This window comes from Neolewinella agarilytica (genome assembly GCF_900110645.1).
Taxonomy (GTDB): Bacteria; Bacteroidota; Bacteroidia; order Chitinophagales; family Saprospiraceae; genus Neolewinella; species Neolewinella agarilytica.
In genome coordinates, this window is record NZ_FOFB01000022.1 from 37,656 (window position 1) to 49,204 (window position 11,549).

Sequence of the window (11,549 nt, forward strand, 5' to 3'; positions counted from 1 at the left end):
GGAGGGGAGGACGCAGAGGGTTAGTGTCGCTGCGCGACGAGGTTTTGTGGCCCGGTCCATGCTGCCTCCGGCAGCGAGCGGTGGCGAGTTCTCTCCGGGAAGGAGTTGACTGAGGTATGCGGGCTTTGGCTTGTACTGTTTTTTATAGATGATTTTGTCAGGTGAAATTGATTCCGACAGCAACAACTGTAGTTTTTTGCCTTCTTCCCGACTATGGGTTTTAGCTCCAGAGATTTCTATTAAGAGTAAGCACCTTTGACATAGCTCCCTTTAACTTCCTTTGCACCTGCGTCCTCGACTACATTTGAGTATTGCGAAGCACCCCATCAAATAAAGCTCGTCATCGTCTGTCAGGTTGAACAAAGCCTGACTGCGCTCATAATGGACTAAGGCTGGCAGCCGTAAGTTCAACGGGGTAATCCGTCACTACGGCCAGGTAATCGAAGAAAAGGTCATCGATCATTCGACTGGGCTCAGCGGCCAGGGTATGATCTGCCTGTTCGAGGATGAGGCCAAACTGACGGAGGCTACCCGTCATCGCAACCGCAGCTTCTTCGGCGTCAATGGCATTACGGCCATAGCCGGGAAAAAGAGTGTCAGAAAAGCGGGGGCGGGCGGCAACGTATTCGGTCCAGCTTTTAGCCGCTAACTCATAGCGTTCTTCATACTCATTCCAGTCCAGCAGGCACATCATCGGGTCGTTGCTGGCGGCCACCACATCCTGCCATTGGTAGTAAAAATCGTACAGGCGGTCAGCAGGATGGTTTATGCCCATTTGGGGGCGAAGCGTCCTTAGTTCATTCTGCATCAGACTAACGGCCATCATGGCCCGCTTCGGCTGGTTATGCCTGACGGCGTTTTTCAGGTTGACCATCCATAGATTTATCCGTCCTGCAGACTGCCGTACAGCGGGACTCATCCTCAGTTGTCTGTACTGCTGACTCATGAGTTGCCAGTCCTTCTGGGTGGCATCATTGAAGGCTGCTATCTGCGGTTCATCTTCCCGTTCCAGCGCAATCCAGGTCAGCATCAGATCCCGTTCGAGGTTTTCCATTTCGACGATCTGGTCTTCGGAGCAGTTGGTCATCAAAGCAGGAAGCAGCAGTAATAAGAACAGGCTGGTAATGGAATGAGAATACGACATGGCGCTTGGTTTTATTGGAGGACAGAGGTTCCTGAGAATTGGTTAGTATTCACTAATCGGGATTACCAGTAGTGGCGTGACGGCAAATCGCATTACGTGCTTGATGTCAGAATCCAGGAATAGTCGTTTCCACAGACTACGCTTCCGGTGACCGAGGACCAGCAGATCGATATTTTCTTCTTCTGCATAATCCAGCAATCTGAAAGCAGTGGTGCCCGGGTTTAAGAGGTCTAACTCAACGGGGTAGCCAGGGAAGTCGGTGTTCAGCACTTCCTCCATCAGGTCGATTTCCTTGCGTGTTTCTCCTTTTTCACTGGAATCACGGACGTGAACCAGACGCATAGAGGGCGCGAGTGGAATACGGAGGAAATCAAATCCTTTGCTGGTTTCCCGCAAACCCTTCACGACATCAAAGGCAATTGATGCCCGTTCCATTTTAGGGTTTTTGTAGTCTTCAGGAACCAACAGTACGGGGCAGGCGGACTGCTCGGCTACCGTGCGGGCTACACTGCCGAAGAAGGGCGTGACGGTACTCACCGCACCTGTGCCTACTCCTCCCATGACGATCAGGCAAGTAGCCTCCTCCTGACTGGCTTTAATCAGGACGTCAGTTGGGGAGCCGACGGTTTCAAGGCTACTGATGGTAACTTCCGTTTCAGGGCCTTCCGCTGCAACCGCTGCTTTGGCGGGCACGGAAAAACGAATGAACTGATCGATGCTGCGCTGAGCAGCCTGCCGTGCTTCTATTCCTCCCTTTTTTACGCGGGAGTCTTCTACGTGGCCGTAGCCGTCATGAACATGGATGACTTCCAGATCACATCCAATGGCTTCCGCCAGGAAGTGAGCGTAGCGCAGGGCAGCACTGGCTGCGGAGGAAAAGTCGGTGGGGACAATTATCTTTTGCATAATGAATTTCTTTGAACCAAAGATCGAGCCTGTCCGGTCCGGGATCAATGATAAAAGTCACTGACTTCAATGATTTGTATTGAGGTGGTGAAATTCAACGGGAGAATGTCATAGTTGCTGATTCTACATTATATAGTATGTGTGCCCAAGAGCCCTTTAGTACTTTCAGGCGCAGACGCAGGTGCAAGGGAAAGACCTTTAATGAGCAAGGGGGAAGACCCGTAATTGCTTTCTGGTCCAATTCCCTGCACCTGCGTCAGCGCCCCTTTACCCAAACAGGCGGACTGACGAAAATCACCTCCTGCTATGATGAAAAGCAGTAAAGTATGATGAGTGGTCACTGACCTTAGCAGGAACAAAAATATAATACCATGCCTGCCATCAAATCCATCCTTGTACCTATTGATTTTTCAACCGTGGCAGCTAATGCCTTTAATTATGCTCTCCATCTGGCAGACAGGTATCCCGCACGGATTGATTTACTATACGTTATGCCTACGGCTCTTTCTTCCCCGGGGATGGATAGAATCCTGGCAGCTCGTGCAGGAGAGCTTAAAAAGGAGGCAATAGAAAAAATGGTCTCCTTCCGCAGTAAGGGAATAGATAACGCGATGAATACGCTTACGGGCATACCCGAAGTATGCGTATTTATTGAAGCCGGTGATCTTGGGCCGATCGTTAAAAAAAGGATTAAAGCCGGGAAGACGGACCTGATAATTATGGGCACCACTGGTCGGGAAAAGCCCTTGTCCGGTTTGATCGGCACGAATACCACTCATCTTATTGATGAGACCAAAGTTCCTGTCCTGATCATCCCTAATGAAGCACGCACCCGCAAACCGGGGCGGCTCTGTTATGCTACTGATCTCAAACACCTCGATCCTTTCCGGGTTACGGAATTGTTCGATTTCTTCGGTCCTTTTGCACCCAATGTAGATTTTGTGCATGTCTCTTCCGTCAGCCATGAAAAAACGGAATTCGACCTGGACCTTTTGCGCAAAGTGCTTGATCAACCCGATATTCATGAGCGCCTGAACTTTACCCAGATTTCGGGGAAGAACAAGGTGGACGAGTTGCTTCGTTACGCAAAAAAATCTGCTGCGGACATCATAGTAATGAACCGGCCCCGCCGAGGCTGGCTGGAGCGTCTCTGGAAGCGTAGCCACACGCAGGAGGCAATAGTGAAGACAGAGTTGCCCTTACTGATTTTTCAGGCAGATGAAACTGCCGGCACCTCTGGCATCCTCCGCTCAGAGGAAGAATCCTTAACGCTAAAATCTTAAGTAATGAACGATCGACCTACCGATAAAGCTTCCACTATTGAAAGTGTACTACAAAAACTAAAAACAAGTGTTGGCCCGGTGACTGAGATGTTACACAATAACGACAGCTTTAAAGTGATCCTGTTGGGCCTTAACGTCGATGTCCTGCTACCGGATCACCACACTAAGTTGCCCACTAAACTGACCGTATTAAAAGGCAGTGTGGTGTACCGGGATATCAATGGGAACGTACCTCTTTTTCAATATGATGAACTGGAGATTCCAATCAACGAAATTCACTCCGTCCAGGCAATTCGACCAAGCCTCTGCCTGCTGACCATTGGGTAGCCTGCCTGGATCGAACGCCAGGCCCTTCCGGCCTGGATACTCACTATCGGTTTTCTTGTACGAAAAGAAAAAACATGAAAAGCATAAAACACATTCTGGTTCCCGTAGACTTCGGCGAAGTATCCGCCAATGCCTACGAATATGCCTTGCAACTGGCAGGCGAGTTATCCGCTTCCGTACATCTTCTGCATTGTCTGCCGGCGGCGCCGGTAATTCCGGGGAACGGACATGTCGTGTTAGACACAGTGCCTCAGCTTCATCAGCGGGCAAAGGAACAGATTGCCGATTTTGCGGTAGCTGGTAAGGCTAATGCGCGCTGGCAGGTAAGCCAGATGCCGGAGGTGACTACCTCCATCAGCGCATTCGGGCTGAAGGAGGGTATAACGCAGTACGTTATGGACCACGAAGTTGGCCTTATCGTTATGGGCACCCACGGCGTGCAGGATGCCTGGGACAGGTTCTTCGGCACCAACGCTACTTTTCTGGTGGGCAAAGTAAAACCGCCTATCCTTGTCTTGCCACTCAACGCCAGGTACCAGGCCTTAAAGACGATTTGCTTTGCTACCGGGCTTCGCGAGAGTGACCTGGTCGGGGCGGGCAGCCTGAGAAAAGCGCTGTCCGTTTTTGATCCTCAAATTAACTACCTGCACGTTCACCTTCCCGATGATCCGCAAACTTCGGATGGCCTTGATCTCTTCCGTCGTGCCTTTGAGCAACCACGGGATGGTGTGGAGGCAACGTTCATCACAACCTTTAATGAGGATGTTACCGACGGTATTTTTAATTATCTCAATAAGCATCCGCACGACCTGCTCGTGATGATTAAGCTTGAGCGAGGCTGGTGGGATCGAATGTTCGCACACAGCGACACCCGGGAGTCCGCAGGTGTTACGAATCTTCCACTGTTGATCCTTGGGCAGTAAGGTTTAGGTCAGGAATCTTAATGATTTCAATGGTAGCGGAGGCGAGAGTAACTTTGTTGTCGGTGGCCAGAATGGCCTTTCCAATGCGTTCGTTCAGTAGGTTCTTGGTTGACCGTCTCTGCCGGTAATCCACGATGTACCGAACGTTGAATTGCATCCAGTTGTCAGTCATCGTAATGGCCAGCGTCGGTTCGACTTTGGCGTCTTCGATGTAATATTTACTCACTACCTTTTTCCAGTTCAGCCGGGACTGGGTAAGATATTCGGACAAGATTTCAGCGGTAGTTGATATCACAATTGATTTCGCCAGATCGAGGTCTGAACCATAACGGATCGGGAAGTTGATCTCATCCCACACGAAGGGGAAATCCTGTGAATAGTTGTAGATAGGCCCTTTAAAAACGAAAGCATTACTCAGCTTTACAATCCTGCCGCTATAGTTGTCGCTCGATACCCATTCGCCGATTTCCATCATGGTAGTATAAATGCTGTCTATATCAATTACATCCCCTTTGATGCCATTGATCTCAATTCGGTCTCCTGGTTGATAAACCTTAACGATGAAAATGTAAAAAGAGCCTGCAATGCTAAGAATCAATTCCTGAAGGGTGATGGTTATACCAGCCGTTAATAAGCCGATGGCCAGCGTGAAATCTTTGACGGAGCCCGTAAAGTAGGATACGGTTAGAATGATAATAAGTACGTACCCAACGATCTCAATGGCCTTCTGAGATTTGTATCTGACGGATGTATCCGGTAATTTTCGTTTTAGGAGTTTCCTGAGGAAGGATATGGTTAGTATAATCAATATCAGCCAGGTCACATATTTAAGCGCACTAACCAGGGTTGGATTTAGAACCATCCATTCTTTGACGCTTTCCAGAAATTGCATACGGTTTGTTTAAGGGAGGGTATTCTAAAAACTATCCTGCAGCACAAGCACCGGAACACTGGACGCCCAGGTAACCCTGCGTGCTACGGAATCTGAGGTTGGAGAGCCCAACCAATGACCATCCCGGTGGGTAACGACGAGAATGTCCGCATCAATCAGCTCCGTAAACTCTACAACGGCATTACCGATGGGCTGTTGGTTGTCGACCTGATAGTAAAAGCGATGCTTGATGCCCTCCAGCAGCCGGCCGTATTCCCGGTCCGGTGTCGATCGGTCCGTTGCCTGGAGGTAATGGAACAACAACAAATCAGTGCGGTCTGCCCTGAGCAGCTCGAGCATTGGGGTAAGCTGCCGGATGTGCCTGGGGCAGATTTTATCAGTCGCCAACAGAAAGCGGCGGGGATATTTTACGGGAGCCAGGTCTGGAACCGCCAGAATGGGAATCCGGGTGTCTTCCATAAGCGAGGTAGTGCTACTGCCCCAGGGGTTTTCTGGCAGGAAATTCTCGCCCTGGCAGCCCATGACGACTAGGTCGCAATCGCCATCGTCGATGACGCGCTTCAGGGTTTCAATGACCGGCCCTTCATAGATGTAGGCAGCGGTCTTTATACCACGGGATCCGCTGCTGTCAGCCAGTTCCGTGAGGCGTTTTTTGGCTTCGTCGGCCTCCGTAGTTCCAGCTGGCGGTACGATGTGTACTAAGCTGATACTGGCCTTCATTTGCAGTGCAATTTCCTCGGCGTACGCCAGGGCACGGTCCGCTGATTTGCTGAAGTCGATGCCCACTAAGAGATGTTTCATGCTTAGATATTTTGTTTAGTAGATGTTCTTAGCGATCGCTTTACCGATGTTGGAGGAACGGTCTTCGTCCACCGTGAAGGGGATTACCATCATGGGGACCTTGACGGACTGAATAATTGGCTTCAGGTTGTTTTTGTCGAAGAGCCGGCGCCAGAACCCCTGATGTTTACCGCCAAGAACAAGCAAATCTATTTGCTTGTCGGCGACGTATTGAGACAGCTGCTTAGCAACGTTGCCCGCCGGAAGCAAGTCAGACCTGTAAGTGTAGGAGGGAAGGCCTTTGCCCCACGTAAGGTCATTGAAGTCGTCTTCGTTTTCGAGTTCGGCCCGCCAGTCTGTTTTGCTGACGTGGACGTACCGAACCTCAGGCTTAAGCGTCTGGATGATCGTCCGGGCAAATTGCCCGATCCGGATGATTTCGTCCGCATCGTCAAAGGCGATGGCTAATTTTTCCACGGTAACCGAGCCGTAATCTTTAGGGATCAGAATAACGGGGCAATTACCACGTAATGCTACGGGGGTAGCTACACTTCCGTAAAGCCCCGGAGGGTGAATGCCTGCTCCGGCACCAACTCCTCCCATCACGATGAGGGCTGTGTCAGCCTCTTTACTAATGGATAAAATCTCGTTCGCCGCCATACCGGAGTGTACGGAATAACTCACCTTTGGAACAAAGGCAGTACGCCCACGATTGGTCAGAAATACAGGATCAACGTTTTCGTGGGTAAATCTGGCAAGTTGATCCACCAGCTTTTCTTCATCCCGTTTTTGTTCAGGCGTGGTAAGGCTGTGGGAGCCGCTTAAGATGAGGTCAGCGATGTGGACGATGGATAAGTTGTAATTCAGCAACTGGGCCAGGTGAGTACCAAACCTTGTGGCTTCGGCAGCAGTCTCTGAAAAGTCAACGGGGATAACTACGTTTTTCATCAGGAATGGATTTATGCGGTGAAAAACCTTCACCGCCTCTTCCCAAAGATCAAGGCGGTGAACTTCCGGAGCTATGATTTTAATCACCGGAATCTATGATTCAGATCAGGGGATGCAACTCTTCCTTCCCCCAATTTTGACTTATCACCAATAATAATTTGTCATGCATCCTATCCGCTCCATTCTTGTTCCCGTTGACTTTTCCAAAGTATCCGCCAATGCGTTTCGGTACGCCCTTCGCCTGGCCGATCAACTGGATGCCAGCATCGACCTTCTGTACGTCTTGCCGGACACAGACGGGAGCCTGATGTCCATCAGTCTTAATGATCAGTATGTAGGCCTTGGCAAAGAGAAACTGGCTGATTTCTTCACTAAAGGAATGACGGCCGTTTCAAGCCATTTAGAGCACGTTCCTGCCGTTCGCCTATTCGTTGAAAACGGAAGTCTTCGGGCAACCATTCTTCGACATCTCGAAGCGGAGCAGAATAATTTGATCCTGATGGGCACGCAAGGAGAAGACAACGAAGAAGCGGATAATATTTTTGGCTCCAACACTTCGAATTTGGTCGGTAGGGCCACTTGTCCCGTGTTGGTTATTCCGAAGAGCTTCGATTTTCGGCCGCTGCATTCGATCTGTTACGCGACGGACCTCACGCACATTGATGCTTTCCACGCGGGTCATGTGCTTAAAGCACTGCGGGTGTTTAAGCCCCGACTGGATTTTGTCCACGTTAAGACGGGAAAAGGGCAAAAGACCAACTTTGATATGGACCTTCTGCGGGAAGTATTCCACCGGCCCGGTACGGGCGTTGATACCCGTTTCCATGTACTGGAAGATGATGATGTAGCGGAAGAAATTCTTGACTACGCCGAAGACATCTCTGCTGATCTGGTCGTGATGCACCGGCCGCGCCGGGGCTGGCTGAGCCGGCTGTTTAGCAAGAGCAACACTCGTGAAGCTGTTCTGGAAACGACGCTGCCACTGCTTATTCTTCCCCAGGAAGAATCGGATGAGCGGAAAAATGAAGTGTCTTTTATCAGTGAGAAGGTTTAGGCAATTGCCGGGCCCTTGGCACTCCCATTTCGCAGCTGGTACTTCCCGGAAGAAGCCAGTCATGTAAACAGTTTTTTGGCGCGACCGCAGGTGCAAAAAAAAGAGGTTGAAGAGCAGTGGTTTAAAACAGTCATTGCTCCTTCGGCCTTTTTTTGCACCTGCGTCCGCGCCCGGAAACGCATCAGAATCCACCAGTCTATGTCTTTGACTCAAGAACACCTCGCCAAAATTGATGCCTATTGGCGTGCGGCAAATTACCTCTCCGTAGGGCAGATGTACCTGCGGGACAACCCACTGCTCCGCCGCCCATTAGAACGCAAGGATTTAAAACAGGTATTGCTTGGACATTGGGGGACGGCCCCCGGTCAAAATTTCATCTACGTCCACCTCAACGAGATAATAAAGCGCCATCAACTGGAGATGATTTATCTCTCCGGACCTGGTCACGCGGGGCAGGCAATGATTAGCTGCGCTTACCTGGAGGGAACTTATTCGGAAGTCTATCCGGACTGCTCGCAGGACGAAGCCGGCTTAAAGCGGCTTTGTTCCCAATTCTCTTTCCCGGGCGGAGTTTCCAGCCACGTATCTCCGGAGTGTCCGGGTTCAATACATGAGGGCGGTGAGTTGGGCTATTCTCTCAGCCATGCTTTTGGTGCAGCTTTCGATAATCCTCAACTGATCGTTGCCTGTGTCATCGGTGACGGGGAGGCCGAAACGGGGCCTCTGGCGACATCCTGGCACGGGAATAAATTTCTCAATCCCCGGACTGATGGCGTCGTTCTGCCTATCCTTCACCTCAATGGTTACAAGATTGCCAATCCAACGCTGCTCGCCCGCATAAAAAAGGACGAGCTGAAAAAATTGCTGGAAGGCTACGGTTGGAAGCCCTACTTCGTCGAAGGACATGAGCCGGAAGCCATGCACCGGGAAATGGCAGAAACGATGGAGGAAATTGCTTTGGAAATAAAGGCCATTAAGGAACGGGCTCTTCGCCAGGAGCAACCCGAGCGTCCTTGCTGGCCCATGATCGTTCTGCGGTCACCCAAAGGATGGACGGGGCCCGAAACGGTGGATGGACTTCCTCTTGAAGGAACCTTCCGGGCTCACCAGGTCCCCATCAAAGTTGACAAGGGTAATGAGGATGTTGCTTTACGGCAGTTGGAAACCTGGATGAAGAGCTACCGCCCCGAAGAGTTATTTGACGAACAAGGAGTCTTGCTGCCTGAAGTAGCGGCTCTGGCTCCCGGTGGTAACTTTCGCATGTCAGCCAGCCCCCACGCTAACGGCGGGCTGCTCCTGCGGGAACTGGTGGTGCCGGATTTCCGGAAGTACGGTATTGAAGTCCCCGCCCCAGGTACGGTCCGTGCTGCGGATACCGAGGTACTCGGTGACTTTTTGCGGGACATTATCACCCTTAATCAGGCGGCCAGAAATTTCCGCATCTTCGGCCCTGATGAAACCCTGTCGAATCGTCTTCGCTCTGTTTTCGAAGTTACTAACCGGCAGTGGATGCTGCCGACGGAGGAAAACGATGAGTTCCTGAACAGTGAGGGCAGGGTAGTGGAGATGCTGAGCGAGCATATGTGTCAGGGGTGGCTGGAGGGGTACCTGCTCACGGGCAGGCACGGATTGTTTAACAGCTATGAGGCCTTCATTCACGTGGTCGACTCTATGTTTAACCAACACGCTAAATGGCTTAAGATCACGGCGGAATTGCCTTGGCGCAAGCCAATTGCATCCCTCAATTACCTTCTGGTATCTCACGTCTGGCAGCAGGCGCATAATGGATTCACTCACCAGGATCCTGGCTTCATTGACCATGTGGTCAATAAAAAAGCCTCCGTTGTGCGGGTGTACCTCCCACCTGATGCTAACTGTCTTTTATCCGTCTGGGACCACTGCCAGCGAAGTAAGAATTACGTCAATGTAGTGGTAGCCAGTAAGTACCAGGCTCTTCAATGGCTTCCAATGGAAGCCGCCGCAGAGCATTGCGCACGCGGTATCGGGATATGGCAATGGGCCAGTTGCCCGATGGAGTGCGAGCCGGATGTTGTTATGGCTTGTTGCGGTGACGCGCCAACGCTGGAAACGCTGGCGGCCGTTTCAATTTTGCGTCATTGGTTGCCGGAGCTTAACATTCGGGTTGTAAATGTGGTGGACCTGATGAAATTACAATCTGCTTCCACTCATCTTCACGGACTGCCCGATGCCGCTTTTGATGCACTTTTCACGGTAGATAAACCCATCATATTCGCTTTTCATGGTTACCCCTGGCTGATCCATAGACTTCTGTATCGGCGGGCTAATCATCATAACCTGCACGTGCACGGATATCAGGAGGAGGGTACCATCACGACTTACTTTGATATGAAGGTGCTCAATGAACTGGACCGTTTTCACTTAGTACTGGCCGTGCTTAAGCGCTTACCACAGTTGGGAGAAAAGGGCAAGGTCTTGGCCCAGGCAATGAGAGATAAGTTAGAAAAACACCATCGGTACATCAGAGAACGTGGAGTGGATATGCCGGAAATTTTAGAGTGGACCTGGGATTAGTCAAGGGAGGTTAAGGTCGGTAATCATTAGATAGCTGTTGACTCCGGCACGTCAAACAAATTATACTATTCGTCCATCTTCCATCGTGATAATCCGATCAGTCCGATCCGCAAAATCCTGATCGTGGGTAACGATTAGCAGAGTAAGTCCCCGTGAAGTAGCCAAGTCCCGAAAAACGGACAGGACGTTCTCTGCATTTTTACTATCCAGGTTACCGGTTGGCTCATCTCCCATTATTATGCTGGGAGAATTGATCAAAGCACGGGCGATGGCAACCCGCTGCTTTTCACCACCGGAAATTCGGGAGGCGCGTTTTTCGGCCAGTTTTTTTATGTCGAGTAACTCCAATAATTCCATGGCGTCTTGCCGAATCTCCTCCTGGTTTTTTTTTCCCAGTTTTCGGGCAGGCAGGCTGATATTATCGAGTACCGAAAATTCATCCAGTAGATAGTGGAATTGAAAAACAAAGCCGATGTGTTCGTTACGAATGGCGGAGAGCTCCGCTGCGGGTAGACGACTGACCAACCGGTCATTTATAAACAGATTGCCAGTATAGTCTGTGTCCATCGTGGATAGAATATACAGGAGAGTGGATTTTCCGCTACCAGACTTACCCATGACGGATACGAACTCACCACGTTTGACGTCGAATGTGATGTCTTTCAGGACGTGGTAATCGGTCGGTTCATGGAAATGCTTATCAATGCCAGCGGCGCGAATGACTGATTGCTTGTCCATA

The 11,549-nt window shown here is 50.6% G+C and carries 11 protein-coding genes; 5 read left to right on the forward strand and 6 right to left on the reverse strand.

The window, feature by feature from the left end:
* Positions 1-376: 376 nt before the first annotated feature.
* Positions 377-1,144, reverse strand: a complete 768-nt coding sequence (locus BM123_RS17570) for a hypothetical protein (protein WP_090171137.1) — start codon at positions 1,142-1,144, stop codon at positions 377-379.
* A gap of 42 nt (positions 1,145-1,186) precedes the next feature.
* On the reverse strand, positions 1,187-2,050 hold the full coding sequence (locus BM123_RS17575; protein WP_139211932.1) for a universal stress protein: 864 nt from the start codon (positions 2,048-2,050) through the stop codon (positions 1,187-1,189).
* Positions 2,051-2,421: 371 nt separating this feature from the next.
* Between BM123_RS17575 and BM123_RS17580 the strand changes: the two genes are divergently transcribed.
* From BM123_RS17580 to BM123_RS17590, 3 genes are all read left to right on the forward strand, one after another.
* Positions 2,422-3,333: a universal stress protein gene (locus tag BM123_RS17580; protein ID WP_090171142.1), complete on the forward strand. Its 912-nt coding sequence runs from the start codon at positions 2,422-2,424 to the stop codon at positions 3,331-3,333.
* Positions 3,334-3,336: 3 nt separating this feature from the next.
* Positions 3,337-3,660, forward strand: coding sequence for a cupin domain-containing protein (locus BM123_RS17585; protein WP_090171145.1), 324 nt, complete (start codon positions 3,337-3,339; stop codon positions 3,658-3,660).
* A gap of 74 nt (positions 3,661-3,734) precedes the next feature.
* The gene (locus BM123_RS17590; protein ID WP_090171148.1) at positions 3,735-4,583 is read left to right on the forward strand and encodes a universal stress protein; all 849 of its coding nucleotides are present in this window, start codon (positions 3,735-3,737) and stop codon (positions 4,581-4,583) included.
* Here BM123_RS17590 and BM123_RS17595 read toward each other — a convergent pair.
* The 3 genes from BM123_RS17595 to BM123_RS17605 are packed head-to-tail and all read right to left on the reverse strand — an operon-like array spanning position 4,549 to position 7,290.
* Positions 4,549-5,475 carry a mechanosensitive ion channel family protein gene (locus BM123_RS17595; protein WP_090171151.1) on the reverse strand — a complete coding sequence of 309 codons (927 nt, stop codon included), beginning with the start codon at positions 5,473-5,475 and terminating at the stop codon, positions 4,549-4,551. The genes BM123_RS17590 and BM123_RS17595 overlap by 35 nt on opposite strands.
* 24 nt (positions 5,476-5,499) lie before the next feature.
* Complete coding sequence (locus BM123_RS17600; RefSeq protein ID WP_090171154.1) at positions 5,500-6,276, reverse strand: universal stress protein; 777 nt, start codon at positions 6,274-6,276, stop codon at positions 5,500-5,502.
* A 15-nt stretch (positions 6,277-6,291) separates the two neighbouring features.
* Positions 6,292-7,290, reverse strand: coding sequence for a universal stress protein (locus tag BM123_RS17605; RefSeq protein WP_090171157.1), 999 nt, complete (start codon positions 7,288-7,290; stop codon positions 6,292-6,294).
* Positions 7,291-7,366: 76 nt separating this feature from the next.
* Here BM123_RS17605 and BM123_RS17610 point away from each other — a divergent pair, with 76 nt between their 5' ends.
* Positions 7,367-8,257, forward strand: a complete 891-nt coding sequence (locus BM123_RS17610; protein ID WP_090171160.1) for a universal stress protein — start codon at positions 7,367-7,369, stop codon at positions 8,255-8,257.
* A 198-nt stretch (positions 8,258-8,455) separates the two neighbouring features.
* Positions 8,456-10,810 carry a phosphoketolase family protein gene (locus BM123_RS17615; RefSeq protein WP_090171324.1) on the forward strand — a complete coding sequence of 785 codons (2,355 nt, stop codon included), beginning with the start codon at positions 8,456-8,458 and terminating at the stop codon, positions 10,808-10,810.
* A gap of 60 nt (positions 10,811-10,870) precedes the next feature.
* Here the strand turns inward: BM123_RS17615 and BM123_RS17620 are convergent, their stop codons facing one another.
* Positions 10,871-11,548, reverse strand: coding sequence for an ABC transporter ATP-binding protein (locus tag BM123_RS17620; RefSeq protein ID WP_090171163.1), 678 nt, complete (start codon positions 11,546-11,548; stop codon positions 10,871-10,873).
* Position 11,549: the final 1 nt, after the last annotated feature.